General features: G+C 67.0%; 26 protein-coding genes. 8 read left to right on the forward strand and 18 right to left on the reverse strand.

The features are described 5' to 3' along the window. Window positions 1-18 precede the first annotated feature (18 nt). Window positions 19-1,182, forward strand: coding sequence for a cystathionine beta-lyase (locus tag KY496_RS03225; protein WP_219863847.1), 1,164 nt, complete (start codon window positions 19-21; stop codon window positions 1,180-1,182). Between the two features lie 34 nt (window positions 1,183-1,216). Here the strand turns inward: KY496_RS03225 and KY496_RS03230 are convergent, their stop codons facing one another. After that, window positions 1,217-1,579 (reverse strand): hypothetical protein, encoded by a 363-nt coding sequence (locus tag KY496_RS03230; protein ID WP_005670185.1) that lies wholly within the window; start codon window positions 1,577-1,579, stop codon window positions 1,217-1,219. A gap of 98 nt (window positions 1,580-1,677) precedes the next feature. Continuing rightward, entirely contained in the window at window positions 1,678-2,115 is a 438-nt protein-coding gene (trxC, locus tag KY496_RS03235; protein ID WP_005670187.1) for a thioredoxin TrxC, read from the reverse strand. Window positions 2,116-2,246: 131 nt separating this feature from the next. On the opposite strand from trxC, the gene KY496_RS03240 reads away from it, so the two are divergent. The 4 genes from KY496_RS03240 to KY496_RS03255 all read left to right on the forward strand — a co-directional run bounded on the left by KY496_RS03240 (window position 2,247) and on the right by KY496_RS03255 (window position 4,811). Next, window positions 2,247-2,984, forward strand: a complete 738-nt coding sequence (locus KY496_RS03240; RefSeq protein WP_219863848.1) for a DUF72 domain-containing protein — start codon at window positions 2,247-2,249, stop codon at window positions 2,982-2,984. A 41-nt stretch (window positions 2,985-3,025) separates the two neighbouring features. Next, the gene (locus KY496_RS03245; protein ID WP_219863851.1) at window positions 3,026-3,844 is read left to right on the forward strand and encodes a Mut7-C RNAse domain-containing protein; all 819 of its coding nucleotides are present in this window, start codon (window positions 3,026-3,028) and stop codon (window positions 3,842-3,844) included. Window positions 3,845-3,897: 53 nt separating this feature from the next. Then, window positions 3,898-4,287, forward strand: coding sequence for a hypothetical protein (locus KY496_RS03250; RefSeq protein WP_071363920.1), 390 nt, complete (start codon window positions 3,898-3,900; stop codon window positions 4,285-4,287). A 137-nt stretch (window positions 4,288-4,424) separates the two neighbouring features. Continuing rightward, a complete protein-coding gene (locus KY496_RS03255; RefSeq protein ID WP_005670194.1) occupies window positions 4,425-4,811 on the forward strand; it encodes a cupin domain-containing protein in 387 nt (128 codons plus the stop codon). A gap of 62 nt (window positions 4,812-4,873) precedes the next feature. Here the strand turns inward: KY496_RS03255 and KY496_RS03260 are convergent, their stop codons facing one another. Further along, entirely contained in the window at window positions 4,874-5,110 is a 237-nt protein-coding gene (locus KY496_RS03260) for a hypothetical protein (RefSeq protein WP_005670196.1), read from the reverse strand. Window positions 5,111-5,244: 134 nt separating this feature from the next. Here KY496_RS03260 and KY496_RS03265 point away from each other — a divergent pair, with 134 nt between their 5' ends. Beyond that, window positions 5,245-6,645 (forward strand): PLP-dependent aminotransferase family protein, encoded by a 1,401-nt coding sequence (locus KY496_RS03265; RefSeq protein WP_219863853.1) that lies wholly within the window; start codon window positions 5,245-5,247, stop codon window positions 6,643-6,645. Between the two features lie 81 nt (window positions 6,646-6,726). Here the strand turns inward: KY496_RS03265 and KY496_RS03270 are convergent, their stop codons facing one another. The 4 genes from KY496_RS03270 to mfd all read right to left on the reverse strand — a co-directional run bounded on the left by KY496_RS03270 (window position 6,727) and on the right by mfd (window position 13,099). Next, on the reverse strand, window positions 6,727-7,191 hold the full coding sequence (locus tag KY496_RS03270) for a hypothetical protein (protein ID WP_071363084.1): 465 nt from the start codon (window positions 7,189-7,191) through the stop codon (window positions 6,727-6,729). Window positions 7,192-7,285: 94 nt separating this feature from the next. After that, the gene (locus KY496_RS03275) at window positions 7,286-8,605 is read right to left on the reverse strand and encodes an SGNH/GDSL hydrolase family protein (protein WP_005670203.1); all 1,320 of its coding nucleotides are present in this window, start codon (window positions 8,603-8,605) and stop codon (window positions 7,286-7,288) included. A 184-nt stretch (window positions 8,606-8,789) separates the two neighbouring features. Then, window positions 8,790-9,638: a phosphoserine phosphatase SerB gene (serB, locus tag KY496_RS03280; protein WP_219863854.1), complete on the reverse strand. Its 849-nt coding sequence runs from the start codon at window positions 9,636-9,638 to the stop codon at window positions 8,790-8,792. 14 nt (window positions 9,639-9,652) lie between these two features. Beyond that, window positions 9,653-13,099 carry a transcription-repair coupling factor gene (mfd, locus tag KY496_RS03285; RefSeq protein WP_184237544.1) on the reverse strand — a complete coding sequence of 1,149 codons (3,447 nt, stop codon included), beginning with the start codon at window positions 13,097-13,099 and terminating at the stop codon, window positions 9,653-9,655. A 144-nt stretch (window positions 13,100-13,243) separates the two neighbouring features. Here mfd and KY496_RS03290 point away from each other — a divergent pair, with 144 nt between their 5' ends. Then, the gene (locus KY496_RS03290; protein WP_005670209.1) at window positions 13,244-13,579 is read left to right on the forward strand and encodes a class I SAM-dependent methyltransferase; all 336 of its coding nucleotides are present in this window, start codon (window positions 13,244-13,246) and stop codon (window positions 13,577-13,579) included. Window positions 13,580-13,654: 75 nt separating this feature from the next. Continuing rightward, window positions 13,655-14,974, forward strand: a complete 1,320-nt coding sequence (locus tag KY496_RS03295; protein ID WP_219863856.1) for a GDSL-type esterase/lipase family protein — start codon at window positions 13,655-13,657, stop codon at window positions 14,972-14,974. Here the strand turns inward: KY496_RS03295 and KY496_RS03300 are convergent. The 11 genes from KY496_RS03300 to KY496_RS03350 form a co-directional block, all read right to left on the reverse strand. Further along, on the reverse strand, window positions 14,928-15,926 hold the full coding sequence (locus KY496_RS03300; RefSeq protein ID WP_219863857.1) for a 5'-nucleotidase: 999 nt from the start codon (window positions 15,924-15,926) through the stop codon (window positions 14,928-14,930). The two genes, KY496_RS03295 and KY496_RS03300, sit on opposite strands and share 47 nt — an antisense overlap. Then, a complete protein-coding gene (locus tag KY496_RS03305) occupies window positions 15,927-16,910 on the reverse strand; it encodes an HDOD domain-containing protein (protein WP_219863858.1) in 984 nt (327 codons plus the stop codon). It abuts the gene before it with no gap. A 104-nt stretch (window positions 16,911-17,014) separates the two neighbouring features. Beyond that, window positions 17,015-17,281, reverse strand: coding sequence for a hypothetical protein (locus tag KY496_RS03310; RefSeq protein WP_005670219.1), 267 nt, complete (start codon window positions 17,279-17,281; stop codon window positions 17,015-17,017). Between the two features lie 127 nt (window positions 17,282-17,408). After that, window positions 17,409-17,672: a hypothetical protein gene (locus KY496_RS03315; protein ID WP_184237529.1), complete on the reverse strand. Its 264-nt coding sequence runs from the start codon at window positions 17,670-17,672 to the stop codon at window positions 17,409-17,411. Window positions 17,673-17,769: 97 nt separating this feature from the next. Beyond that, entirely contained in the window at window positions 17,770-19,542 is a 1,773-nt protein-coding gene (locus KY496_RS03320) for a bifunctional diguanylate cyclase/phosphodiesterase (protein WP_219863861.1), read from the reverse strand. Beyond that, window positions 19,532-20,362, reverse strand: a complete 831-nt coding sequence (locus tag KY496_RS03325; protein WP_219863862.1) for a PAS domain S-box protein — start codon at window positions 20,360-20,362, stop codon at window positions 19,532-19,534. The genes KY496_RS03320 and KY496_RS03325 overlap by 11 nt, the downstream gene beginning before the upstream one ends. A gap of 6 nt (window positions 20,363-20,368) precedes the next feature. After that, entirely contained in the window at window positions 20,369-20,761 is a 393-nt protein-coding gene (locus KY496_RS03330) for a PAS domain-containing protein (protein WP_005670224.1), read from the reverse strand. A gap of 133 nt (window positions 20,762-20,894) precedes the next feature. Next, window positions 20,895-21,254: a DUF1428 domain-containing protein gene (locus KY496_RS03335; protein WP_184237523.1), complete on the reverse strand. Its 360-nt coding sequence runs from the start codon at window positions 21,252-21,254 to the stop codon at window positions 20,895-20,897. Window positions 21,255-21,278: 24 nt separating this feature from the next. Continuing rightward, complete coding sequence (locus KY496_RS03340; protein ID WP_184237518.1) at window positions 21,279-22,613, reverse strand: RNA-guided endonuclease TnpB family protein; 1,335 nt, start codon at window positions 22,611-22,613, stop codon at window positions 21,279-21,281. Continuing rightward, complete coding sequence (locus KY496_RS03345) at window positions 22,585-23,226, reverse strand: IS607 family transposase (protein WP_005668480.1); 642 nt, start codon at window positions 23,224-23,226, stop codon at window positions 22,585-22,587. Before KY496_RS03345 ends, KY496_RS03340 begins: the two co-directional genes overlap by 29 nt. 242 nt (window positions 23,227-23,468) lie before the next feature. Further along, entirely contained in the window at window positions 23,469-25,916 is a 2,448-nt protein-coding gene (locus KY496_RS03350; RefSeq protein ID WP_229520405.1) for a penicillin-binding protein 1A, read from the reverse strand. Window positions 25,917-26,022: the final 106 nt, after the last annotated feature.

Consider the following 26,022-nt stretch of genomic DNA (forward strand, 5'->3'; position numbering starts at 1 on the left):
CCCCGGCGCGCGAGTCCTATGAACGAGAAGTCGATCCAGACCACCCTGATCCATAGCGACTACGTCGCGCCGAGCGGCTTCGATGCCTTCCCGCCCGGCATCCACCGCGCGTCGACGGTGCTGTTTCCGAACACCGCGGCGATGCGCTCGACCGAGTGGCGCGACAAGCAGGCGTATACCTATGGCCTGCACGGCACGCCGACCACGTTTACGCTCGAGGCCAAGCTGGCCGAGATCGAAGGCGGCGCGCATTGCTTGCTGACGCCCTCGGGCCTGGCGGCGATCGCGATGGTCGACTTCGCCTTGCTCAAGAGCGGCGACGACGTCCTGCTGCCGGATAACGTCTACAACCCGAACCGCGAGCTGGGACGCTGGCTGACCCAGGACTTCGGCGTGTCGGCGCGCTACTACGACCCCATGATCGGGGCCGGCATCGCGGAGCTGATCCGGCCGAACACGAAGTTGCTGTGGACCGAGGCGCCGGGATCGGTGTCGATGGAAGTGCCGGACCTGCCGGCCCTGTGCCAGGCGGCCCATGCGCGCGGCGTGGTCGTCGCGCTGGACAACACCTGGGCGGCCGGGCTGGCGCTGCGCGGCTTCGACCACGGCGTCGACATCGTCATGCATGCGCTGACCAAGTACCAGTCGGGCGGCGCGGACCTCTTGATGGGCGCCGTGATCACGCGTGACAGGGCGCTGAACGACCGCATCGCCCAGGCGCATATGCGGCTCGGCATGGGCGTGAGCCCGGACGACGCCTACCTGGTGCAGCGCGGCCTGCCGACGATGAAGCTGCGCTTCGAGCGCCACGACGCCAGCGCGCGCGAGTTGGCGGCCTGGTTCAAGGCGCGCCCCGAAGTGAGCAAGGTGCTGCATCCGGCGTTCGAGGATTGCCCTGGTCACGCGTCCTGGAAGCGCGATTTCACGGGCGCCGGCGGACTGTTCTCGGTCGTGTTCGATCCGCGCTTTGATGAGGCCCAGGTCGACCGCATGGTCGACGCCTTGACGCTGTTTGGCATCGGCTACAGTTGGGGCGGACCGAACAGCCTGGTGATGCCGTACCGGATCAAGAGCCTGCGCGACAAGTGGGTCGATCCCGGCGTGCTGGTGCGCTTCAATGTTGGCCTGGAAGAGCCAGGCGACCTGATCGCCGATCTGGAACGGGCGTTCGGCCAGCTGTAAACTGGAAATGGGGCCTGGTCGGCCCCATTCGTTTTTAAACCGGCATTGCCCGGTTACTGTTCAGGTCGAGGAAGCCGCGCACCAGGCGGTAGGCCTTCCATACCCAGACCACGAACCACAGCAGGTAGGCGATCGGAATGCCGATCACGGTCATGAACAGCACGCCGCCGACCGCCATCCAGGCCACGTACCACCAGAACGAGCGGATCATCCAGGTGTGATGGCTGTGGACCATCGTCCCCGCGGTTTCCGGGCGCTTGATGTAGTTGATGATCACCGGGACGATCGACAGCATCCCGAGCGAAAAGAAGAACGTCAGCGCATGGATGACGTACAGGATGCGCGCCCACTGCTTGTTGTCCTCGACGCCTCGTTCCAAAACCAGTTCTTGCGACATAATGGCTCCTCATAAGGACGGGATCGGCCCCGTTCGTTGCCATTGTAGCAGCGTCGATCGCGCAGGCCCGGGTCATGCCGGCCGGAATCACGAAGGATTCAGCCTACATGTTGCTGGACCCAGGCCGCGAGCCGCCCCGCATCCATGGCGCCCGACTGGCGCGCGATCTCGCGTCCGCCCTTGAACAGCGCGAGCGTCGGGATGCTGCGGATCGCGAAGCGTGCGGACAGGTCCTGCGAGCGCTCGGTATCGACCTTCAGCAGGCGCACCTGTGGCTCCAGGCGCTGGGCGGCCTGGGCATACGCCGGCGCCATCATCTTGCACGGGCCGCACCATTCGGCCCAGAAGTCGACCAGCACCGGGATGTCGTTGCGGCCCACGTGGCGCTCGAAGCGGGCGCTGTCGACGTCCAGCGGACGGCCGCTGAAGATGGCTTGCGAACATTTGCCGCAAGTAGGGGCGTCCTGCAGGCGCGCCTGCGGCATGCGGTTGACCGCATCGCAGTGCGGGCAGACGACGTGGAGCGGGTCGCTCATGGGTGTTCTCCTTCGGTGTGCGATGACGGTATTGTAAGCGGCGCCGCGCAATCCCGTCGCCGCCCCAGCCATGCGCCGCGCCCGGCCCGACTTGCATAGAATCGGGGAAACGACACGACCACGATAGTCCCATGCCTCAAACCGAATCGCCCGGGCGCCTGCTCGTCGGCTGCGCCGGCTGGAGCCTGCCCAAGGCTTGCGCCGACGCTTTTCCCGTCGAGGGAAGCCACCTGGAACGGTATGCCGCCGTTTTCCCCACGGTGGAAATCAATTCCTCGTTCTACAAGCCGCACAAGCCGGAAACCTATGCCCGCTGGGCCGCGAGCGTCCCGGACGACTTTCGCTTCGCCGTCAAGGTGCCGCGCGCCATGACGCACGAGGCGCGCCTGCTCGAGGTCGACGAGCAGCTCGACCGCTTCCAGCGTGAGGCCGGCATGCTGGGCGACAAGCTCGGCTGCCTGCTGGTGCAGCTGCCGCCGCGCTTCGGCTTCACCGACGCGCCGGCGCATGCCTTCTTCGATGGCCTGCGCGCGCGCTTTGCCTGCAGCATCGCCTTCGAGGCGCGCCATGCGAGCTGGTTCTCGCAGCCGGCCACGGACTTGCTGCGCGAGTGCGGCGTGATCCGCGTGATCGCCGATCCGGCCGCCGGCCAGCCGGGACCGCACGAGCCCACCAGCGACAGCGAGGTCTACGTGCGCCTGCACGGCACGCCGCGCATCTATTACTCGCGCTATCCGCAACAAGAGATCGCACGCTGGCGCGCCGAATTCGATGCGCTGGTTTCCCAGGGGCGCAAGGTATGGTGCATCTTCGATAATACGGCGGAAGGCGCGTCCGTCCCGAATGCGTTGGAATTGATGCACGGATAGGTCGTGCAGGTAAATTAGGATTTTGCGATACTGCTGGCATCATGGTGACCGCGACTTTTCGTTTCTATCAGGAACTTAGCGAATTCCTGCCGCGCGAGCGGCGCGGCCGCACCTTCGCCGCCGATTGCGCGCGCCGGTCGACCACCAAGCACATGATCGAGGCGCTCGGCGTGCCGCATACCGAGGTCGAGATGGTGCTGGTCAATGGGGCCGAAAGCGGTTTCGACCGGATGCTGGAAGATGGCGACCACGTTGCCGTGTATGCGCGCTTCGCGCTGCTGGAAGTCGGCCCGCATGGCGGCGTGGGGCCGGAGCGGCTGCGCGAGCGCGCGCGCGAGCGCATGCGCTTCGTCGCCGACGCGCACCTGGGCGGCCTGGCGCGCCTGCTGCGCATGGCCGGCTACGACACGCTGTATGACAACCATTACCACGACGACGACGTCGCGGACCTGGCCGAAAACGACGACCGCATCGTCCTGACGCGCGATCGCGAGCTGCTCAAGCGGCGCTCGATCGTGCACGGCTGCTATATCCACGCCCTCGATCCGCCGCAGCAGCTGCGCGAGCTGTTCGGGCGGCTCGACCTGGCCGGCGGCGCGCGCCCGTTCTCGCTCTGCCTGCACTGCAACCTGCCGCTGCGCGCGGTCGACAAGGCGAGCGTGCTCGATCGCCTGCCGGCGTCGGTGCGCGCGCTGCACGACAGCTTCACCACCTGCGACAACTGCCTGCGGGTCTACTGGAAGGGTTCGCACTACCAGCGCATGGCGGCGCTGCTGGCGGCGCTCGGCCAGCGCAGCGAAGGCCCCCTGGACGACTTTGCCGATGTAGAATCGCCGGAGGAATCCGACTTCCATCCGTGAGCGTGACTACCTCTGCCGCAGCCTCATCCCATTCTCCGGCGTTGACCGCCGGCATGCCCCTGCGGGTCGAATGCCCGCCGGGCGCCTGCGTGTGCGAGCGCGAACGGGTGCTGGCCGACCCGGCGGCCGACCAGCGTCCCCTCCTGATCACGCGCCAGCAAGAGCAAAAGCTGATCGAGCGCATCGAACGCGTCGACAGCTATGCCGACCTGCGGCACGTGCAAAACCTGATCCGCAAGAACGTCGGCAGCGAGCTGCGCATCGCGCCCGGCCCCAACGAGGTGCGCACCGTGCGCGGCATCCTGATCGTGCTCGAGGAGCGTCCGGGCCTGTGCAAGAAGCTGCGCCAGTCGGTGCCGGCGGCGGTGCGGCGGCGCCTGGCCGAGCGGCCCGAGATCGCCTGGGCGATCCTCGATGCCCATGACCTGTTTGGCGCAGGCTGACGCGGAATGGGTGCGCTGCGGGCCTGGCCTGTACGCGAACCGTCCGGCTCTTATACAATCGATGACAGAGCGGCATCGGCCGCCCGTGAACCACCGCGCGCGGTTTTGTTCCTGCGCGCAGCATCCTGGAGAATCCCATGTCGGGCTATAGCATCAATATTGAAGAAAAAACGCTTGCAGGAAACAACTTCCGCGAAGTGCTGTACACCACCAAGCGCAGCCAGCTGGTCATCATGACGCTGCAGCCGGGCGAGGAGATCGGCCTCGAGCACCACGATGGCCACGACCAGTTCATCCGCGTCGAAGCGGGCGAGGGTGTGGCGCTGCTGGACGGCGAAGAGCACAAGCTGGAAGACGGCGTCGCCGTGGTGATTCCGGCCGGCACCGAGCACAACGTCATCAATACCTCGAAGACCGAGCCGATGCGTCTGTACACCCTGTACACCCCGCCGGAGCACCCGGATGGCATCATCCACGCCACCAAGGCCGAAGCGGACGAGTACGAGCGCCAGCACGGGCATTGATGCTCAGTAGGCGACAGAACACCGGGAGGGCAGCGAGCCGCTCCCGGCGCTCGCCCTCGTCGTCATGACAGGCCCAGGTCCAGACTGAGCCTGGTGACAATGACGTAGGTGAGAAGTGCCAGCCCCAGCAGCGACAGCACGAAGATGGCGGCTACCTTGGCCGCCGCGCGCAGCACCGCGCGCCTCTCCTCGATCTTCCCTTTCTTCCCCTGGTCGTAATGCCACTTGATGGCGAAGAACATGCCCGTGCCCAGCACGAGTCCCTTGAAGATGACGAAGACGACAGGGATCCATTCCATGATGTTGAGTACTTCCCGGCTATTTACTTGACACTGAATCGAGGAACGCGGCCTCGGGTCGTTGATTTGTATGGCGTAGGTGCCAGCATGTTGAGGCATACTACTTGAAAGCAATCTCCATACATCGAGACAAAATGTCCCAGTTGAAAGCCATACAAGATGATCAGGCGCCAGGCTGGTTGCCGCGCTTGGCCGTGCACGGCGGACCCCGGTTCTTACAGATTGCCGATGCCTTGCAGGCGGCGCTGGTGGATGGATCGCTGAAGCCGGGCGATCGTCTACCGCCGCAGCGCCAGCTGGCAGCGCAGTTGCACGTCGATTTGACGACGATCACGCGCGCCTACGATGAAGCCAGGCGCCGCAACTTGCTGGAAGGTCGGGGCGCCCGGGGCACGTATGTCGCGGCGCCGAAAGTCGAACTGAATCCGATCCTCGACCTGAGCATGAACACGCCGCCGCCGCCGGCTGGCGTGGACTTCGACGATTTGATGAAGCAAGGGTTGTCCCAGGTGTTGATGAGTGCGGACAGTGAATTGCTGATGACGTATCACCTGGGCGGGGGCAGCGACGCCGACCGCAAGGCCGGCGCGACATGGCTCGCACCGATGTTTGGGCAGCTGGATCCCGGCCAGCTCGTCGTCTGTCCGGGTGCGCAAGCGGCCATCGCCGCCGCCATCCTGGCGCTGACGGAGCCCGGCGCCGTCATCCTGGCGGAGCCGATGACGTATCCCGGCTTGCGCGCCGCGGCGACCCAGTTCGGCCGCCATATCGTCGCGGTGGAAGCGGACCGGCACGGGATGGTGCCCGGGATGCTCGAGGAGGCGTGCCGTCGGCATCGGCCCGGGCTGGTCTACCTCAATCCCACGCTGCAGAATCCGACCGCCATCACCATGCCGGAACGCCGGCGCAAGGAACTCGCCGCGATCGCGCAGCGCTGCAATGTGCGCATCCTCGAGGACGATCCCTACTGGCTCCTGGCCGACGCTGCGCCACCGCCTGTCGCCACATTCGCCCCGCAACAGGTGGTCTACGTCTCGACCCTGTCGAAATGCCTGACGCCCGGCTTGCGTGTCGCTTTCGTGCTGATTCGCGATCCGCACGAACGTGAACGTTTCCTGGCCGCGCTGAGATCATTCGCGCTGATGGTCGGCCCCTTGAGCGCCGCGCTGGCGACCCAGTGGATCCTCGACGGTTCGGCCGAGGGATTGATGCACGGCGTGCGTAACGAGGCGCGCCTGCGCCAGCGGATGGCGCGGGATATCCTGGCGGGGCGCGATCGCGGCCTCGGTGACGGCCTGCACGTCTGGCTCGAGTTGCCGTCGTACTGGAGCTCCTCGCAGCTGGCGCGGGCGGCCGACAGCGAGGGCATCGCGGTCACGCCGGCGGAAACATTCGCCACCGGCGGCGCAGCCGTGAACGCGATCCGCATTTCCCTGGGCAGCATCAAGGACCGTGGACGTTTGCAGGCGGGTCTTCAACGGCTGTCTCATCTGCTTGCGCGGCGGCCGGAGTCGTTCAGCGCTGCCGTGGTTTGACTGCCCAGGCAACAACGATCATTGAGCCGGGCATAAAGGCGACAAAGCCGGCATGCGCCGGCTTTGTTTCTTCTTTGTTGCTTACCAGCCGTAAGGCCAGCGCGTCCCGATACTCGCACCCCAGCCACGATGGCGGTGACCATGCCAGCTGCTGCGGCCGAAGTCGAAGCCCAGGCCGATCGAGATCGGCGGATACCAGTAGCGCGGCTGCTCGACGACCACCGGCTGCGGCACATAGACCGGCTGCTGCTGCACCCACACCGGTTGTTGCTGCACGACCACCGGTTGCTGGGTGCGATAGACCGGCGTCACCGACGTCGTCGTCCAGCCCGAGCCTGGCGCCGCAGTGGCGATCGGCGTCGAGGTGACGACCCCGCCCTGGCCGGAGGCCGCGACCTGGGCGCCGGTGCCGACCGGCACCGGGGTGACGGACACGACCCGCCATTGGCTGGGATCGGACGGTTGCGCGTAGGTATACGTCGGGCCGGGCGCGGCGCAGCCGGCCAGCAGGCCGAGTGACCCGAGAATGATGGCGATATTTTTCATGGCGGTCCTCCTGATATTGCCATCATACGGGCTACCCTGGCAGTGTGCTTATGCAATTACACCCTGTTACATGGCGCCCCGTCGCGGCAGGGCGCTAGGCGCCCATCAGCGACGACAGCGCCGCCAGCGGCACCGCCGCGGCCAGCGCCTCGTACCCGACGTCGTTCGGATGCAGTCGGTCGCCGCTATCGTACGCGGCGCGCAGCCGCTGCGGATCGTTCGGATCGCGCAGCGCCAGGTCGACGTCGGCCAGCAGGTCGAACGGCAGCGCGCTGCGCATCCAGGCATTGGCCGCCTGCCGCACCGCCTCGCGCGCCGGGGTGTAGTAGACGAAGCCGAGGAAGGGCGGCAGGGTCGCGCCGAGCACCGGGATGCCGTGCAGGTGGGCGCGCGCCACCAGCTGCAAGTAGCCGGCAATCAGGTCGTCGACCGGGATCGGCGCCGACGACGGGCTGTAGACGATGTCGTTGATGCCGATCAGCACCGCCAGCCCGCCTACGCCGGCGGTGGACAGCACGTCGCGGTCGAAACGCTCCAGCAAGTCTTTGCCGGCCAACAGGGCGGTGGGCGTATCGGCCAGCATGCGGTTGGCCGAGATGCCGCGGTTGACGACGCCGATGCGATTGCTGCCGAGCTCCAGCTGGATGCGGCGCGCCAGGAAGTCGGGCCAGCGCCGGTTGCCGTTCGAGGTGCTGCCCACGCCGTCGGTGACGGAGTCGCCCACCGCCACCAGCACCGGCGCCGCGCGGTCGACGTCGACTTCGGTGAGGAAGGGCCAGGAGGCGAAGGCGCGCTGGACCGGGAGCGAGGCCTGGGCGCCGAAGTCGCCCGTGGTCGAGGCATAGCTGGCCTGGTAGGCGGCGTTATGGATCGTGCTCGCCTGCACCGTGCCGGGGAAATACAGGCTGATCGCGAGGTCGGTGAGCGGCGCCACCGGCAGCGAGACCGGATCGGACACCACCGGCGCGCCGGCTGGAATCGTGACCGCGGTGCGCCCGCCGAAGGTGAGCTGGCGGCTGGTGCCGGCGGTGACGACGGCGCCGCCGGCGCGCAGGCCGACGTGGGCCCCGGTCAGCCGCAACGCGGTATCGCCCATCTCGTTCGACAGCCGGATGCGGATGCGGTTGCCGCCGAGGCTGGTGCGCACGATCAGGCGCAAGGTCTGGTTGGTGAAGGTCAGCAGCGAGGCGGACGGCGGCGGGCCGGCCGGCGCGCAGCCCCAGCACGCGCTCCAGCGCTCGGGCAGGCCCGCCTGGGCCTGCACGTCGGCCATCGGCGCGGCCAGCGCGCCCGCCAGGGCCGGCGCGCCGAGCAGGATGCGTCGTCGGCTCTGGTCGACGCCATGGCCGGCCTCGAGCTGCGACGGGGAAGGAGTGACAGGGGAGTCGGAAGCACTGGAATCCGGAAGGGACATGGCGGGCTCCTGAGTAAGGTCGAGAACTGGCGGTCGCGGTACGCGCGCCAGTCCACGATAGCGCAGAGCGCATGCGACGCGGGTACGGTCGCTTATATTGTTTGCGCTGCGTCGTGCGGATTTCTGATGGGCAGGGTTGCCAGCTAAAAATCAGCAGATGCCCAGGAACAGCAATGCAGAAAGGTCAGGCGAGAATGTTCAGCAAGCCGTCCAGGCCCGAGAAATTGAGGGCGACATTGGCCTGCTCGCGCACCACCGGCTTGGCGCGGAAGGCCACCGACAGGCCGGCGACGCCCATCATCCTGAGGTCGTTGGCGCCGTCGCCCATGACGATCGCCTGCGCTGGATCGATGCCGAGTTCCGCGCACACGCGCAGCACCGTGCGCTTCTTTTCCTCGGCGTCGACGATGCCGCCTAGCACGCGGCCGCTCAGCCTGCCGTCGATGACTTCGAGCACGTTGGCGTGGGTGTGGTCCAGGCCCAGGCGCGGCTTGAGACGGTCGGTGAAGAAGGTGAAGCCGCCCGACACCAGCAGGGTCTTGAGGCCGGCCGCCTGCACCGCCTGCAGCATCGCTTCGCCGCCCATCGAGATGCGCAGGCGTTCGTCGTAGACGCGCTGCAGCGCGCCCGCGTCCAGGCCCTCGAGCAAGGCGACGCGCCGCGTCAGGCTCTCCGAAAAATCGAGCTCGCCGCGCATCGCGGCCTCGGTGATCGCGGCCACCTGCGGCTTGAGGCCCTGCATGTCGGCGATCTCGTCGATGCACTCGATGGTGATCAGGGTGGAATCCATGTCCATCGCCACCAGCCTGAAGTCGGCCAATGTGCGGCCGGCCGCGATGAAGGTGGCGTCGACGCCGGCCTCGAAGGCGGCGGCGTCGATCTCCTGCCTGAGCGCGGCGCTGTATTCGACGCCTTCGGCGCGCAGGCAGCGCGCGCCGAGCGCGGTCAATCGTTGCGGCTTGGCCAGCCGCGCCAGGCGTTCGAGAGTCTGTTGGTCAGCCTGCGGTCCTTGCAGCACCAGGTTCGTGGTCATGAATGTCGTTCTCGTCAGGCGAGCAGTTGTTTGATGGTCTGTTTGATCTGGTTCACGCGCGCCGCCAGGTCGGGCATGCTGGCCGTGATGCGCAGCTTGTCCTGGCCGGCCAGCTTGACCTGGCGGTTCTTCTGGATCAGCGTGATGATCTTGATCGGGTCGATCGGCGGCTGTTCCATGAACTGCAGGCTGGCCGCCTCGCCATGGGCGTCGATCTTGACGATGCCCACGCTCCTGGCCGCGATGCGCAGGCGGTGCGTCTCGACCAGCGCCTTCACCGCATCCGGCATCTTGCCGAAGCGGTCGATCAACTCCTCTTGCATGCCGTCGATGCGGTCCTGGCTCTCGCAATTGGCCAGGCGCTTGTAGATCGACAGCCGCTCGTGCACGTCGCCGCAGTAGTCGGCGGGCAGCAGGGCCGGCACGTGCAGGTTGATCTCGGTGGTCGACGACAGCGGCGCCGCCAGGTCCGGCTCCTTGCCGGCCTTGAGCGCGCGCACTGCCTCGTTGAGCATGTCGGAATACAGCTGGAAGCCCACTTCGAGCATCTCGCCGGACTGGTTCTCGCCCAGCACCTCGCCGGCGCCGCGGATTTCCAGGTCGTGCATGGCGAGGTAGAAGCCGCTGCCCAGTTCTTCCATCTGCTGGATCGCGTCCAGGCGGCGCTGCGACTGCTTGGTCAGGTTCGACAGGTCGTTCACCAGGAGGTAGGCATAGGCCTGGTGGTGCGAACGGCCGACGCGGCCGCGCAGCTGGTGCAGCTGGGCCAGGCCGAACTTGTCGGCGCGGTGCATGATGATCGTGTTCGCGGTCGGCACGTCGATGCCGGTCTCGATGATGGTCGTGCACAGCAGGATGTTGAAGCGCTGGGCCACGAAGTCGCGCATGACCTTCTCGAGGTCGCGCTCGTGCATCTGGCCGTGGGCCACGCCGATGCGCGCCTCCGGGAGCAGCTCTTGCAGCATCGCGCGGCGGTTCTCGATGGTGTCGACTTCGTTGTGCAGGAAGTAGATCTGGCCGCCGCGCTTCAGTTCGCGCAGGCAGGCTTCGCGGATGATCGAGCCGTCTTCGCTGCGCACGAACGTCTTGATCGCCAGGCGCTTCTGCGGCGCGGTGGCGATGATCGAGAAATCGCGCAAGCCTTCCAGCGCCATGCCCAGGGTGCGCGGGATGGGCGTGGCGGTCAGCGTCAGCACGTCGACCTCGGCGCGCAGGGCCTTGAGCGCCTCTTTCTGGCGCACGCCGAAGCGGTGTTCCTCGTCGATGATCACCAGCCCGAGGCGCGTGAATTTCACGTCAGGCGACAGCAGTTTATGGGTGCCGATCACGATGTCGAGCGTGCCGTCGGCCATGCCCTTGATCGCGTTGTTGATCTCCTTGCCGGTGCGGAAACGCGACAGCTCGGCGATCTTGACCGGCCAGTCGGCGAAGCGGTCGGCGAAGGTCTGGGCGTGCTGCTCGGCCAGCAGGGTGGTCGGGGCCAGGATCGCGACCTGCTTGCCGCCCATGACGGCGATGAAGGCGGCGCGCAGCGCGACCTCGGTCTTGCCGAAGCCGACGTCGCCGCACACCAGGCGGTCCATCGGCCGGCCCGAGGTCATGTCCTTGATGACGTTGTTGATCGCCTCCGCCTGGTCCGGGGTCTCGTCGAAGCCGAAGCTCTGGGCGAAGTTCTCGTAGTCGATGCTCGAGTACTCGAACGAGTGGCCCTGGCGCGCGGCGCGCCGCGCGTACAGGTTCAGGAGTTCGGCGGCGGTGTCGCGCACCTGCTCGGCGGCCTTGCGCTTGGCCTTTTCCCATTGGCCCGAGCCGAGCGTATGCAGCGGCGCGTCCTCGGGCGAGGTGCCGGAATAGCGCGAGATCACGTGCAGCTGCGAGACCGGCACGTAGAGCTTCGTGTCCTTGGCGTATTCCAGGTGCAGGAACTCGGTCTCGCCTTCGCCCAGGTCCATGCTGGTCAGACCCATGTAGCGGCCGATGCCATGGTTGATGTGGACCACCGGATCGCCGATCTTGAGCTCCGACAGGTCGCGCACCATCGACTCGACCTGGCTGGTCGCTTCCTGCTTCTTCTTGCCGGCGCGCCGGCCCGAACCCGCATACAGCTCGGTTTCGGTGATGAAGACCAGGTGGCCCGATTCGGCGTCGAGCAGCTCGAAGCCGGCCTGCAGCGGCGCCACGCCCAGCGCGAGCCTGGCGTCGCTCTGGCGGAAGCCCTCGAAGCCCTCGACCGGCGCCAGCTCCAGCCTGTATTCGCCGAAGTACTGCTGCAGGGTCTCGCGGCGGCCGGCCGAATCGGCGCAGATCATCACGCGGGTGTCGCTGCGCTGCAGGTAGGCGCGCAGATTGGTCAGCGGATCGTCCAGGCGCCGGTTGACGGCGATGTCGGGGATCGGCGCCGACAGCTCCGAGGCTGGGGCGGCCGGATCGCGCGCGATATTCCAGCGGCCGTGCGGCTTGATGCAGGTGAAGAACTGCTCGGCGCCCAGGAACAGCTCGTGCGGCTCCAGGATCGGACGCTCACGGTCGCTCTTGAGGAAGCGGTAGCGCGACTCGGTGTCGAGCCAGAAGCGCTGGATCGCCGCGTCGATGTCGCCCACCAGGGCCACTGGAGCATCGCCCGGCAGGTAGTCGAACAGGTTGGCCGTCTCTTCGAAGAACAGCGGCAGGTAGTATTCGATGCCGGCCGAGGCGATGCCGTTGCCGATGTCGCGGTAGATCGGCGAGCGGGTCGGGTCGCCCTCGAACCGCTCGCGCCAGCGGCCGCGGAAGGCGGTGCGGGCCGCGTCGTCCATCGGGAACTCGCGGCCCGGCAGCAGGCGCACCTCTTTCACCGGATACAGCGAGCGCTGGGTGTCGGCGTCGAAGGTGCGGATCGATTCGATCTCGTCGCCGAACAGGTCGAGCCGGTACGGCAGCACGGAACCCATCGGGAACAGGTCGATCAGGCCGCCGCGCACCGAGTACTCGCCGGGCGACATCACTTGCGACACGTGGGTATAGCCCGCCAGCGTCAGCTGGGCCTTGAGCTTCGCCTCGTCCAGGCGTTCGCCCTGGCGGAAGAAGAAGGTGTAAGCGGCCAGGAACGAGGGCGGCGCCAGGCGCACCAGCGCCGTGGTGGCCGGCGCCACCAGCACGTCGCACTGGCCGTTGCGGATCTCGTGCAGGGTGGCCAGCCGTTCCGACACCAGGTCCTGGTGCGGCGAGAACGCGTCGTAAGGCAGCGTTTCCCAGTCGGGCAGCAGGTGGCAGGACAGCTTGCCGTCGGCAAACCAGGGGATTTCGTCGAGCAGGCGCTGGCCGTCGCTCGCATTGGCGACGACGACGGTGAGCATCTGGCCGTTGGCCTTCAGGGCCAGCGCGGCGGTGGCGAGGGCATAGGCGTCGGACGAGCCGTGCGCCAGCGGCAGGACGAAACGGTGACCTGGCTTGGGGAGGTGCTTCTTGAGATCGAAGGGCATGCAGCGTGCTGTTACGTTCGCGTCAAAAGTAGGCGTCAATTATAGACGAAGGCGCAATGGATCGCCTTCACGTGCGCCCCGACGCTTGCATCGACCCCGTTAACGTAATATTCTAAGTTACGAAAAAGCCCGATAAGGAATCCAATGTCCCATTTTCACGATCCGGCGATGGTGGCGCGCTACCACGAAGGCCCGCCGAAATTCGTCCCCGGCTTCGCCGACATGCAGCGCATGGCGCGGGTCCTGCTGGCCGAGCGCGCGCCGTTTGATGCGCGGGTGCTGGTGCTGGACGCCGGCGGCGGCCTGGAACTGAAGGCGTTCGCGGACGGCCAGCCGGCGTGGACCTTCGACGGCGTCGATCCGTCGGCCGCGATGATCGAGCTGGCGCGGCAACTGGTCGCGGCGCACGGCGACCGGGTGCGCCAGCCTGGCGGTGCTGGCCTCGGGGGCGTGCTCCGCGGCTGGATCTGCCGCGCCTGAAGAAGCGCAGTGGTTGTGGTCGGGCTGAAAGTCGCGCATGATCCTGTTTCCACAAAATAAATACAGGAGACCTTCATGCGCGCAGGCCTGGCCGCCGTATCCCTATCGATCGCATCCATGCTGCCCGCGCTGGCGCATGCGGCGCCGCCCGTCGACCTGGTCTTGTTCGACGGCGCGCCGCGTCAGGGCGTGACCATATCGGCGGTCGCTCCCGATACCGAGCATGTCCTGCTGGGCGAACGCGTCGACGCCGCTGCGGGCATCCGCGACACATTCCCCGGCAGCGCGATCGAACTGGCGCGCGGCGAAGGGCCGGGCGGCGGCAAGGCCTTGACCCTGCGCTGGAACAGGATCTGGAAAAGCGGCGTGCGCTTTGCCGGTCCGCCGTTCGACCTGCGGCCCTACCTGGCGGCCGGCACCCTGGCCTTCGACCTCAAGGTGGATGCGCTGGACCAGGGCGGGATCCTGTTCCGGGTCGGTTGCGGCGACGACTGCGAGCGCCACGTGTCCTACGTGCTGCCGGGACGCGCCGCCGAGGGCAAGGGATGGCAGCGCATCGTGCTGTCGATGTCGTGCTTCGCCCGCGACGGCGACGATTTTGGCGCCGTGAAGCGACCCTTCCTGCTCGAAGGCACCGGCAGCGGCCAGGTCGCCATCGCCAACGTGGCATTCTCCCAGGCCGGCACGCCCAATACCCCATGCCCCGACTGGCGCACGGTGGCCGTCACGCCCGACACCCTCAACGAATCGTGGTCCACCGCCTGGTGGCTGCCGCGCCATCGGCAAAAGCTGGAAGAGGCCCGGCGCATGGTGCTTGAGGGCCGCAGCCCGCAACTGGTCTTCATCGGCGATTCGATCACCCAGGGCTGGGAAAAGGAGGGCGCGCAGGTATGGCAGCAGCATTATGCGCGCCACCATGCGCTGGCGCTGGGTTTCGGCGGCGACCGCACCGAGAACGTGCTGTGGCGCCTGCAGCACGGCGAAGTGGACGGCATCGATCCAAGGGTGGCGGTGCTCCTGATCGGCACCAACAACACCGGGCATCGCCGCGACTTCCCCGCCATCACGGCGGCCGGCATCGAACGCAATCTCGAAGAACTCAAGGCGCGCCTGCCCCGCACGCGGATCCTGCTGCTGGCGATCTTCCCGCGCGATGCGGCGGCCGACGGTCCGCTGCGGCGCCTCAACGAGCAGGTCAATGCGCGTCTGCCGGCCCTGGCGGACGGGCGTCGCGTGTTCTTCCTGGACGTGAACAAGGCTTTCCTGGGAGCGGACGGCAGCCTGCCGGCGAACGTGATGCCGGACTGGCTGCACCCGAACGAAGCCGGCTATGCCATTTGGGCCAGGGCTATGCAGCCGGAGCTGGATCGCCTGCTGGCGTTGCCTCGGCTGTAGGCGCTGCGGACACCGTATCGGCCGCGCGCCGGTTCGCGATCCCGAACGGCACGTGCACCATCGGGATCGTGGCGCCGGGTCCGGAGTCGAGGTGGGCGAGCTGGTCGTCGAAGAAGATATGCGGCTTGAACACCGACAGCACGCGGCTCTTGTCCATCCCACCCAGGAAGAAGGTCTCGTCGGCCGACACGCCCCAGCTGCCCAGGGTGGTGACGACGCGCTCGTGCGCGGGCGCGCTGCGCGCCGTGATGATGGCGATGCGCACGATGCGGCGGTAGTCCGGGTCGTCGCGCTCGGCGGCCTTTTCGAGTTGCTGCAGCATGGCCAGCTTGCGGAACATGCCGGCCAGCGGGCCGGGCTGGTGAGGGCGCGCCACGTGCAGCGTCTCGTGGGCGTGGAACTCGCCCAGGCCGTCGCGCTTGTAAACCGTCTCGGATTCGTCGTCGGCCAGCACGCCGTCGAAGTCGAAGGCCACCCGCAGCTCGATGTCGTCTTCCTCGTCGGCGATGCGCGAGGGCAGCACCAGGCCGGCCGGATAGTCGACGTCGATCGCGCTCTTGACGTCTTCCTCGTTCGCGCTCAGGAACAGCGCGGCGTTGAAGGCCGGCAGGTAGGGGTAGGGCGATTTGCCGGTCATGAACACTGCGCGCGAGATATCGAGCCCGTAGTGGGCCATCGAGCGCATCACGCGCAGCCCCGTCTCGGGCGAGTTGCGCGAGAACAGGACGACTTCGACCGGCGCCTGCTGCGGGAAGCACTTGTTGATGCTGAGGAAGCGCCGGATGAACGGAAAGGCCACGCCGCGCGCCAGCACGACGTCGCGCTGGCGTTCCTGGTAGGCGCGGTACTCGTCGGGCCCATGTTCGAGATAGACCTGGTGCGATTCGGACAGGTCGAACAGCGCGCTGGAGGCGACGCCGATCACGAGTTTTTCTTCGATGGGAAAGGGCATTCAGGCGTCCTGTCGGTCGGATTGTTCGAGGAGTCGGTCGTAGACGTGGCGCGCCTCGGGCGGCAGCGCGAGCACGGCGCGCACGAACAGGGGCTGGCTGCCCATGGCCAGCATCTGCAGCTTGGCCAGCCGGTCGGCGTCCTGCAGCAGGGTCGGCAGGGCGCCGGCGTCGCCGGGGTGCGCGATCGCGTGGCCGATCGCCGGCGGCAGTTCCCACTCGTCGGCGATACGGGCCGAGATCAGGCGCGCCGCCGCCACCAGGCGCGCGCCGAAGTCATCGGCGTCGGGCAGGGCGCCCGGCGGCACCAGCTGCTCGACCACGCGAAAGGCCACCATCAGCCCGACGTTGTGCATCAGGCCCGCCAGATAGGCCTCGAAGGGATCGGCCCCGTGACGCGGCGCCAGCAGGCCGGCGGCCTGCGCGCACAGTTCGGACTGGCGCCACAGTGGCGGCGCGAGCAGCCGCAGCAGCGGTCCGGCCTGCTGGCTGATGATCGGTCGAAAGGCGACCCGCGCCAGCAACATGCGCAAGCCGTTCTGCCCCAGCAGCAGCACCGCGCCCTCGAGGCTGCGGATGGGGGACGCGGGCTGGTAATAAGGGCTGTTCACCTCGCGGATCACCTCGGCGACCAGCACCGGGTCCTGGGCCACCTGGCGCGCCAGCGCGCCGGCGCCCGTCGCATCCGAGCGCAGGCTGCGCAGCAGTTGCGGAATCACGGCGGGCACCCGCGGCACCAGCGCCGCCGCGCCGTGCGGATCGCGCGCCAGGCGCGCCAGCTCGTCGAGCACGGGGCCGTCGGGGGCGGGACGCCCTGTCACGTGCGGGCCGGCCAGCCAGTGGAAGAAAGCGAGATCGAGGTCGAGTTCCGCCAGTGTCGGATCGTCGGCGGCGGCGCCGGGACGATTTCCCGCGATGTCGGCAGGAACGGCGATCGGTACGCCCGCGTCGCGCGTGCCGAACAGGCGGGCGAGCCAGCGTTTCATGGGCGTGCGAAGTTCAGCGAAGTGGGCATGATTCCATTCTACAGCGAACAGCAAACGGCCCGGCCGCCGCTTGCGCGGCGCCGGGCCGTTTGCTGTTGCAACGCTTACTGGCCGTTGTTCGAGCCGGTGGTCGTGTGACCGGTATTGGTCGGGGTCGAGGCACTGCCGGTGGCGTTGGCCGGACCGGTATTCTGCACGTCGTTCGGGCTGATGCCCATCTGTGCATCGACGGTCGGGTTGCCGGTCGAACCAGCCTGGGTCGTGCCCATGGACGAGGAACCGCTGGTGGTGCCGGTCGAGTCGGTGGTGTTGCAGGCGGCCAGGGCAAAGGCCATCACGCCGCCCAGCAGTACGGTCTGGATCGTCTTCATCGTGCTTCTCCTTGATTGGTGAGGTTGCTCATCATGCGAGGTCAGCCGTACACATGAAATAGGAAGACAACGTCAATACCTGTAGGATCAGGCTCACGCATTGTGAGCCCAATTCAGGCGCTGCGACTCAGCGGCTGACAGGCATGTCCGTGGTCTGCTGGTTGTTGCTGGTGGTGCCCGCGGCGGCATTGACGCCGCTGGCGCCGTTCGCGCCCGAATTCCAGCTGTTTGCGCCGCCGTTGGTGCTCGGGGTTTGCACCCCGCTGCCGGTGGTCGCGCCGGTGCCGGTGCTGCCGCGCATCGAATCGGTCGTGGTGTCGGTCGTGTTGCAGGCGGCCAGGCCAAATGCCATCATGCCGGCGAGAACTGCGCTTTGAACGGTGCGTTTCATGGTGTTCTCCTTGGGTGCTTGAATGTTTGTATTCTCGCAACGCCGCCGCGACGCGAGAATAGGAACACATCGGATACCCCTGTAGGAATCCATCTTATCAGGCTGTGGCTGTTTCCAAGGCGAGCCAGTCGAGCAGTTCCGCCGCCGGCAGTGGCCGGCTGAAATAATATCCCTGCACCTTGTCGCAGCGCTGGTCGCGCACCACGTCGAGCTGCGAGCGGGTCTCGATGCCTTCGGCCACGGTCGTCATGCCCAGGCTCTGGGCGACCTTCACGGTGGCCTCGATCAGCACCCGGTGGTGCGAGCTGGTGTCGGCCTGGCACACGAAGGAGCGGTCGATCTTGACCGTGTCCACCGGCAGCAGGTGCAGGCTCGACAGCGACGAGTAGCCGGTGCCGAAATCGTCCAGCGCGAGCTTGACGCCGAGCGCCTTCAGCTCGTGCAGGCGCAGTTGCGTGTCCTGGTCCTGGGCCGCGAGGCTTTCGGTGACTTCGAGCTGCAGGCTGGCGGCCGGCATGCCGGTCGCGGCCAGCACGGCGGCGACGCTGTCGACCCAGCCGGCCTGGCCGAGCTGGGCGCGTGACAGGTTGACCGCCATCAGGCCCGGCGCCGCGGCGCCAAGGCTGGCCTGCCAGTCCATGAAGTCGCGGCAGGCGCGCGCCAGCACGAAGTCGCCCAGCGCGCCGATCAGGCCGCACTCTTCTGCCACCTGGATGAATTCGATCGGCGGCACGATGCCGCGCTGCGGATGGCGCCAGCGCACCAGCGCCTCGACCCCGGCGGCGCGATCGACGCCGCCGTCCGGCAGCAGGCGCACCACCGGCTGGTAGACCACGAACAGCTGTTCCTCGGCCAGGGCCTGGCGCAGGTCGGCCTCGATGTCGGCGCGCCGCGCCGCGCGCTCGCGCATGCAGGCTTCGAACACGGCATGCCGGTTGCCGCCGGCGCGCTTGGCCTCGACCATCGCGATGCCGGCGTCGCGCAGCAGGCTGTCGGGATCGTGCTCATCGCGCATATCGAGCGCCGCCGCATCCGGCCCCCAGGCCAGCCCCAGGCTGGCGCTGCACACGATCTCGTGGCCGCCGATCACATAGGGATGGGCGAGTGCTTCCAGCAGGCGCAGCGCGACCCGCTCGGCGTCGTGCCGCGCGCGCAGGCCGTCCAGCACCACGACGAATTCGTCGCCGCCGATGCGCGCCGCGAGCTGGCCGCTGCGGGCGGCCGGCTCGATCATCGTGGTGGGCGGGCGCAGGGCGCCGCGCAGGCGGTCGGCGATGTGCATCAACAGCTGGTCGCCGCCGGCCTGGCCCAGGCTGTCGTTGAGCTGGCGGAAGCGATCGCAGTTCAGGGTGAGCACCGCGAAGCCGAGTCCGTCCTGCGGCCGTGCCAGCAGGCGTTGCAGCTCGTCGCGCACCGCCGCGCGGTTGGGCATGCGGGTCAGGCTGTCGGTGCGGGCGGCGCTGCGCAGGCGGCGCGACAGCATCTCTTGCTCGCGCTGGACTTCGAAGGTGGCGTCGGCCACGGTGGCCATCAGGCGCTCGGGGTCGAGCTTCGTCAGGTTCAGCGACAGCACCTGCAGCGAGCCGCTGGCGGCGTGGTGCACGCCGACCGGCAGGCGCAGGCCTTCGCAGATCATGCCGGAAGGTTCGATGAAGGCCTCGACCATCGCCGGCAGCTGCGGCGCGACCGGCGCCAGCAGGTCGAACAAGTTGTCCAGGCCGGCGTCGGTGGCGAGCGGCATCAGGAGGTTCGAGGCCATCGGATTGAGCATCTCGACCGTGCCGTCGAGCGTGGTCTGCGCCAGGCCGATCGGGGCCCGGTACAGGAACTGCACCAGTGTTTCGTACGCGTCGCCTGGCTCATGCTGCATGGGCGTCCTCCTGGCGGCGCGCAGCCGTGTCTTGTGGCTTGCCGAGATCGCGCAGAATCAGGCAATAGGCGGGGCAGCAGGCGGCGCCATCGAGCTCGCCGGGCAGCGGCTCGCGCTCGGGCAGCGGCGCCACCAGCGTGCTGCCCCAGAACACGGCGCCGTCGGCGCGCAGGCGGCGGCCCTCGTCGAACGACCAGCCGCTGGCGTCGGCTTCGCGCAGGCGGTCCTGGCGGTATTCGAGCGCGATCGTGTCAGGCGGGTAGAAGATCGTGAACGGCCGGCCGACGGCCTCGGGGCCGAAACCGGTGACGCGTCCGACACTCGCGTTCCAGTCGCACAGCCGGCCCTGCAGGTCCAGACTCGCCAGAGCGTAATCCTGGACCCCGGCCAGGATGGCGCTCAGCCAGGCGTCGTTCTGGCGCAGCCGGCGCTCGCGCCGCACCTGTTCGGTGATGTCGTTGATCACCGCCATCACGCGTTCGGGATCGAGCTTGAGCAGGGTGAGCGCCAGGATCTGCGGCGCGCGCCTGGCGCCGGCGCCGGCTTCCAGGTAGACGTGCAGGCCGTCGCAAATCTTGCCGTAGGGTTCGCCATGCTGGGCAGTGCGCTCGCGCAGCTCGGGCGCCACCCGGGCCAGTGCCGTGAACAGGTTGTCCAGGCCGCCGTCGTGCGACAGCGGCATCAGGAGCTGGGCCGCGACCGGGTTCATCATGGTGACGTCGCCCTGGACGTTCGTCTGCACCAGGCCCACCGGCGCCAGGTACAGGAACTGGATCAGCGCCTCGTGCTCGGCGCCGAAATCGGGTGCATCGCGGCTCATCCAGGCTTACCGTGGCTGGCGCTGGACCAGCACGTAGCGCCGGCTCCCGCCCGGGTTCGACAGCAGGCGCAGCGCGACCTTGACCGGACGCATGCGCAGGGTCAGGACGTAGTCGATCGTGGCGTCCAGCACGCTGTTGTCTTCCTGGGCGTCTTCGAAACGCTGCGCCACCATGAAATTGTTCATGCAGGGCGCGACGTTCGTGAACAGGGGCTGGCCCAGCACCCGCTGGGGCGACAGGCCGGCCGCCTGGGATTCGAAGGCGTTGTACAGCGTGACGTTGGTGTCGGCGCCGAAGCCGATGACGCCGAAGTCGAGCGCGTCGAGTTGTTCCGGCGTGCATTGGTCGAGGCGCGCAGCCAGGTCGGGCGCGTCGAACGCGAGGGGCGTAACGGTCATGGTGTCGGAAGCCGCGACGCGGCTATTGAATATGAGAAACAGATGTTGGCATGTGAAAAGGCGCGGTGTCAATCGTGCGCGCCTTCGTCGCGTCACATTTTCGGTTGGTGTGCCGTTCCGACACACCCGGTACTTACAGATCGACCAGGTTGTCGAATCCGCCGAAGAACATGCGCTTGCCGTCGAAGGGCACGCCGCCCGGCTTCATCATGTCGGCCATGCGCGGGTCTTGCATCACTTTTTCCAGCACGGCGTCGCGGTGGCTGCGCGATTCATACACCGCCCAGGCCAGGATGACGGTCTCGCCGTCCTCCAGCTTGACGCTCTGCGGGAACGAGGTGTGTTCGCCCGGCTTGACGTCGTCCGCGATCCATTCGCGGTATTCGAGCGCGCCGTGGTCGCGCCATACGCTGCCCGACAGCTCGGCCTGGGCCCGGTACTGGTCGAGTTTCGATTTGGGAAGGGGAAGAACAAAACCGTCGACATACGCCATGATGATCTGCTATCGAAAAGGTGCCTAAACGTGCGCACCGTTCTCTTCCTGCCCCGAGCCGTCCTGTTGACCGTGCTCGTACCTGACAGGCGTGACTTTCCCGCCTGCCGCTGGAACCGCTCCAGCGGCAGTGCCATGCGTTGCCGCATGACTCGCCTCGGGTAGCGCCGTTCTCACCACGAGGGCGTCGGTGGCGAGCCGTTGCAGATTGATCGCGGCGTTCACATCACGGTCGTGACGGACACCGCAGGCGCAAATCCAATTGCGCTCACCGAGTTTCAACCCGGTGTAATGCGCGCCGCATGTCGAACACAGTTTGCTGGATGGATACCAGCGATCCGCCAGCACCAATAACGTGTCGTAACGTTGCGCCTTGTACTGGAGCTGACGCCGGATCTCGTAAAATCCAACGTCAGCGATCGCACGCGCCAGCCGATCGTTGGCCAGCATGCCGCTCACGTTCAGGTCCTCGATCGCTATCGCTTGGTTTTCGCGGCACAGTCGAGTAGTGAGCTTATGGATGAAATCGGTGCGTACGTGCGTGATGTGCGCATTTAGGCGCGCCAGCGCATGCGCATCCTTTTGTCGGTTGCGCGACACCGGCAAACGTACCCCTTTCGGGATCGCGCCCGTGATCCCGGCACCGGCCTTCGCTGCTTTCAGCTTGCGTGCATGGCGCCGCGAGCGGATGCGCAGGCGCCGCTGGCTTGCACGTAGCGGCCGTGGGGCCGCGATCTTCTCGCCGCTGGACAGAACGGCCGCGGCGCTCACGCCAAGATCGACCCCAACCACGCCATCGCCCTGACGCTGCAGACGGGCCAGTTGCTCCGGTAGCTTGACCTGCACGGCCAGATACCAATGGTCGGCTTCGCGCGATATGCAGGCGCCCATGATCTTGCCGGGGAGCCGTAGAACCTCGGTCAGCAAAACCTCGCCGATCTTTGGCAGCACGGCGCACTTGCCCTCAAAACGAATCTTGTCGTTGGCAATATAAAACGCGTCCCGGCAGCGACCTTTCCGTTTAAACGTCGGTGGATAGGCTTTCTTGCCGGCTTGCCGTTGCTCGACGTAGCGACGCCAAGCTCGCTGAAGATGCGCGAAAGGCTGTGCATGCGCATCGCGGTGGATTGTTCGCAACCACGGTTTGCCTTCGGCGTCGAGCCAGTCCGGGTGGGCATACTTGATGCCATTGAATTGCTTCTTGAGTTTCATGGCATCCGGCCGCTGGCCCAGCGCGGTTTGCCGCTGCCACTCTGCCAGCGCCCAGTTCCAGACCTTGCGCGCCGTCCCTGCCGCACGTGCGAAATAGTCGCGCTGCTCGGATGTGGCTTCAAGCCGGATGCGATGTGACAGCAACATTGCGCACATCCTTGTTCAATGCAACATCCAACTGGCGGCGATAGTTGCGCAGCCCATCTAAACGACTTGAAAAGCAATGCACGATGGTCATCATGTCTTGCACCATTTCCTGCTCGGGGGACAGGCGCTCCTGATTCAGTACGAGAAGCTCGCAGCCATGCACGTGCGCTATGTGTTCGAACCATTCGTACCCGAAGCGCGCCAGGCGATCCCGATGCGCCAGCACCAGGGTGCGGACCTCGCCTCGCCCGATCGCGTCGGTCAGCTCCAGCAAGCGCGGGCGCTTGAAATTGAGCCCGCCGCCGATCTCTTTGATGAACTCGACATTTGCCAGTCCACGGGCTGTGCAAAATTCTTCCAGAACCCGGCGCTGATTGCGTAAATCAGGCTTTTGCGCAGCGCTAGACACCCTACAGTAAGCGATGATCCGGTATGGCACCGGGCGTGACTGCAAGCCGATCCGCTCAGCAATCTGCGTTTCGCTATAGAGGCGCAGGCCGGTTGGGCTACGCGCCAATGGAGAGAACGTGCCACAGCGATCCCAGCGTTGCAACGTCTTGGGTGTCACGCCAAGCCGGCGCGCTGCCGCGCCGGTCTTCAGCATCATTTCCATGGTGTTCTCGCATGTACGCTTACGTAGATTCAGACACCATCATTGTGACTAGAGTTCCGCTCCTGTGAGGTGATGCATGAAGTGATGCGTGAGGTGTTGCTGAGAGAGTGTTGCTGAGAAGGTGTTGCTGAGAAGGTGTTGCTGAGAAGGTGTTGCTGAGAAATTGTGCGAACCGCACCCGTGCCGGCCGTCGGACTGCTGGCCGGGAACTGGTGAGATTACCACATGGATTACCACATGGATTACCACATGGGGTTTTGCGCGGGTGGTGGATTTGACGGCGCTGGCCCGGCCGCTGGCGCAGGGGCCGGCGCCAGCGGCGGACCTACCTGCGGCGCCACCTGCGGCAGAGCCTCGATGGCCGGCCGTTCGTCGAACGGCGAGGCGTCGGGCGGCACTTCCTGGCTGCCGGGCGGGATGTCCAGCGGCTGCTCGACGGGCGCCTGCTCGATGTCGATCGTGCGCGTCTCGCCGGCGTCGATGAATTCAGGGTAGATCCAGTCTTCGCCGTCGTGCACCACGTCCTCGGGCGGGGTGCGTTCCACGGGTGGCGCCTTGGCCAGCGCCGCCCGCATGTAGTCGATCCAGATCGGCATGGCGAGCGTCGAGCCGAACTCGCGCCCGCCCAGCGAACGCGGTTCGTCATAGCCCATCCACGACACCGCCACCACATTGCCCGCATAGCCGGCGAACCAGCCGTCGACGGCATCGTTGGTGGTGCCGGTCTTGCCGGCCAGGTCTTGCCGGCCCAGCTGTCTGGTGGCCCCGGCGGCGGTGCCGAAGCGGGCCACGTCGCGCAGCATGCTGTCGACCACGAAGGCGTTGCGCGCGGTGATTGCGCGATTGGCTTCGTTCTTCGCTTGGGGCGGCGCGGTCGCGAGGATGACGGCGCCGTTGCCGTCCTGGATGCGCGCGATCAGGTAGGGCTTGACCCGGTAGCCGCCGTTGGCGAACACCGCATAGCCGCCAGCCAGCTGCAGCGGCGTGACGGCGCCGGTGCCGAGCGCCATCGTGTAGTTCTTTGGGTGGCGCGCCAGGTCGAAGCCGAAGTGCTCCAGGTACTGATGGGCGAAGTCGACCGACACGGCGCGCAGCACGCGCACCGTCGGCACGTTCTTCGATTTCACCAGCGCCTGGCGCAGCGTGACCTCGCCGTCGAACACGCCGTCGTCGTTCTGCGGCGTCCAGGGCGTGTCGAGCGTGGCGCCGGGCAGCTCGATCGGCTCGTCCAGGATGCGGGTGGTCGGCGAATAGCCTTTTTCCAGCGCCGCCGAATACACGAAGGGCTTGATGCTCGATCCCGGCTGGCGCCAGGCCTGGGTCACGTGGTTGAACTTCTGCAGGTTGTAGTCGAAGCCGCCCACCAGCGCATGGTAGGCCCCGGTGTCGGCGTCGATCGCGACGAAAGCCGCGGCCACCTGCGGCACCTGGGTGATCGCCCAGTCGCCATCCCTGTCTTTGTCAGTGCGCTTGCTGATGCGGACGATGGCGCCCGGGGTGATCCTGACGTTCTCGCGCGCCTTGGCGGACAAGGCATTGGCCGCGAACCTGAGGCCGGCGCCGCGGATGGCGACTTCTTCGCCCTCCAGCGTATCGACCAGCACTTCCTGCGCACTCGCCTCGAGCACGACGGCCGGCAGCAGGCCGTCGCTGCCGGGGCGCTTCTGCAGCGCGTCGACGATCGCTTCCTCGCGTTCCTCGGCTTCCAGCGGCAACACGATGCGCGCTTCCGGGCCGCGGTAGCCATGGCGCTGGTCGTAGGCCAGCACGTTGCGCCGCACCGAGTCGTAGGCGGCGTTCTGCTCGGCCGCCAGGATGGTGGTGGTGACGGTGATGCCGCGCGTGTACGAGTCTTCGCCGAATTGCTGGTAGACGGCCTGGCGCGCCAGCTCGGCCACGTATTCGGCGCGGGTGTCGAAGGATTGGCCGGCGTCGTGCTTGACGCGCAGCGGTTCGGCCAGGGCCTGGCGGTACCGGGCTTCATCGATCTCGCCCAGTTCCAGCAGGCGCTTGAGGATGGCGTGCTGGCGCGCCTGCGCGCGCTTGGGATTGGACACCGGATTGGTGCGCGCGGGGTTCTGGGGCAGGCCGGCCAGCATCGCGGTCTCGGCCAGCGTGAGCTGGTCGAGCGTCTTGCCGAAATAGCTGCGCGCCGCGCTCGAGAAGCCGTACGAGCGCTGGCCCAGGTAGATCTGGTTCATGTACAGCTCGAGGATCTGGTCCTTGGTGAGCGAGTCCTCGATCTTGTAGGCCAGCGCGATCTCGGTGAGCTTGCGCGCGATGGTCTTCTCGTTGGTGAGGAAGAAGTTGCGCGCCACCTGCATCGTGATGGTCGACGCGCCTTGCCGGAAGCCGCCGCGCAGGTTGGCGCGCGCCGCGCCCAGCGCGCGGATGAAGTCGATGCCGCCGTGTTCATAGAAACGCGTGTCCTCGATCGCCAGCACGGCGGTCTTCATCATCGGCGGGATCTTCGCGATCGGCACGAAGTCGCGGTGCTCGACGCCGAACTGGCCGATCAGCACATTGTCGGCCGTGTAGATGCGCAGCGGGATCTTGGGACGGTAGTCGGTCACGGCGTCGATCGGCGGCACCTTGGGCAGGATCGCCGTCATCACGTAGACCACGGCGCCGGCGCCGACCAGCAGCACGGCTGCCAGCACGATCAGGATGAACGCACGAATGTGTTTCATGCGGATTGGGTGTCCAGACTTCTTGTCGGTGTCGCTCACTGCCTTACTCTCGCTATTGCGCCATATTTACGGCCATGAGCGGGCGATTATAATCGCTTTCAATCGG

This window comes from Massilia sp. NP310 (genome assembly GCF_019443485.1).
Taxonomy (GTDB): domain Bacteria; phylum Pseudomonadota; class Gammaproteobacteria; order Burkholderiales; family Burkholderiaceae_D; genus Telluria; species Telluria timonae.

Excerpts from the sequence above, each read along its gene's own strand:
- KY496_RS03225 (WP_219863847.1), top strand. The coding sequence starts at position 19 with ATGAACGAGAAGTCGATCCAGACCACCCTGATCCATAGCGACTACGTC.
- KY496_RS03230 (WP_005670185.1), bottom strand. The coding sequence starts at position 1,579 with ATGTCGCAAGAACTGGTTTTGGAACGAGGCGTCGAGGACAACAAGCAG.
- trxC (WP_005670187.1), bottom strand. The coding sequence starts at position 2,115 with ATGAGCGACCCGCTCCACGTCGTCTGCCCGCACTGCGATGCGGTCAAC.
- KY496_RS03240 (WP_219863848.1), top strand. The coding sequence starts at position 2,247 with ATGCCTCAAACCGAATCGCCCGGGCGCCTGCTCGTCGGCTGCGCCGGC.
- KY496_RS03245 (WP_219863851.1), top strand. The coding sequence starts at position 3,026 with ATGGTGACCGCGACTTTTCGTTTCTATCAGGAACTTAGCGAATTCCTG.
- KY496_RS03250 (WP_071363920.1), top strand. The coding sequence starts at position 3,898 with ATGCCCCTGCGGGTCGAATGCCCGCCGGGCGCCTGCGTGTGCGAGCGC.
- KY496_RS03255 (WP_005670194.1), top strand. The coding sequence starts at position 4,425 with ATGTCGGGCTATAGCATCAATATTGAAGAAAAAACGCTTGCAGGAAAC.
- KY496_RS03260 (WP_005670196.1), bottom strand. The coding sequence starts at position 5,110 with ATGGAATGGATCCCTGTCGTCTTCGTCATCTTCAAGGGACTCGTGCTG.
- KY496_RS03265 (WP_219863853.1), top strand. The coding sequence starts at position 5,245 with ATGTCCCAGTTGAAAGCCATACAAGATGATCAGGCGCCAGGCTGGTTG.
- KY496_RS03270 (WP_071363084.1), bottom strand. The coding sequence starts at position 7,191 with ATGAAAAATATCGCCATCATTCTCGGGTCACTCGGCCTGCTGGCCGGC.
- KY496_RS03275 (WP_005670203.1), bottom strand. The coding sequence starts at position 8,605 with ATGTCCCTTCCGGATTCCAGTGCTTCCGACTCCCCTGTCACTCCTTCC.
- serB (WP_219863854.1), bottom strand. The coding sequence starts at position 9,638 with ATGACCACGAACCTGGTGCTGCAAGGACCGCAGGCTGACCAACAGACT.
- mfd (WP_184237544.1), bottom strand. The coding sequence starts at position 13,099 with ATGCCCTTCGATCTCAAGAAGCACCTCCCCAAGCCAGGTCACCGTTTC.
- KY496_RS03290 (WP_005670209.1), top strand. The coding sequence starts at position 13,244 with ATGTCCCATTTTCACGATCCGGCGATGGTGGCGCGCTACCACGAAGGC.
- KY496_RS03295 (WP_219863856.1), top strand. The coding sequence starts at position 13,655 with ATGCGCGCAGGCCTGGCCGCCGTATCCCTATCGATCGCATCCATGCTG.
- KY496_RS03300 (WP_219863857.1), bottom strand. The coding sequence starts at position 15,926 with ATGCCCTTTCCCATCGAAGAAAAACTCGTGATCGGCGTCGCCTCCAGC.
- KY496_RS03305 (WP_219863858.1), bottom strand. The coding sequence starts at position 16,910 with ATGAAACGCTGGCTCGCCCGCCTGTTCGGCACGCGCGACGCGGGCGTA.
- KY496_RS03310 (WP_005670219.1), bottom strand. The coding sequence starts at position 17,281 with ATGAAGACGATCCAGACCGTACTGCTGGGCGGCGTGATGGCCTTTGCC.
- KY496_RS03315 (WP_184237529.1), bottom strand. The coding sequence starts at position 17,672 with ATGAAACGCACCGTTCAAAGCGCAGTTCTCGCCGGCATGATGGCATTT.
- KY496_RS03320 (WP_219863861.1), bottom strand. The coding sequence starts at position 19,542 with ATGCAGCATGAGCCAGGCGACGCGTACGAAACACTGGTGCAGTTCCTG.
- KY496_RS03325 (WP_219863862.1), bottom strand. The coding sequence starts at position 20,362 with ATGAGCCGCGATGCACCCGATTTCGGCGCCGAGCACGAGGCGCTGATC.
- KY496_RS03330 (WP_005670224.1), bottom strand. The coding sequence starts at position 20,761 with ATGACCGTTACGCCCCTCGCGTTCGACGCGCCCGACCTGGCTGCGCGC.
- KY496_RS03335 (WP_184237523.1), bottom strand. The coding sequence starts at position 21,254 with ATGGCGTATGTCGACGGTTTTGTTCTTCCCCTTCCCAAATCGAAACTC.
- KY496_RS03340 (WP_184237518.1), bottom strand. The coding sequence starts at position 22,613 with ATGTTGCTGTCACATCGCATCCGGCTTGAAGCCACATCCGAGCAGCGC.
- KY496_RS03345 (WP_005668480.1), bottom strand. The coding sequence starts at position 23,226 with ATGGAAATGATGCTGAAGACCGGCGCGGCAGCGCGCCGGCTTGGCGTG.
- KY496_RS03350 (WP_229520405.1), bottom strand. The coding sequence starts at position 25,916 with ATGAAACACATTCGTGCGTTCATCCTGATCGTGCTGGCAGCCGTGCTG.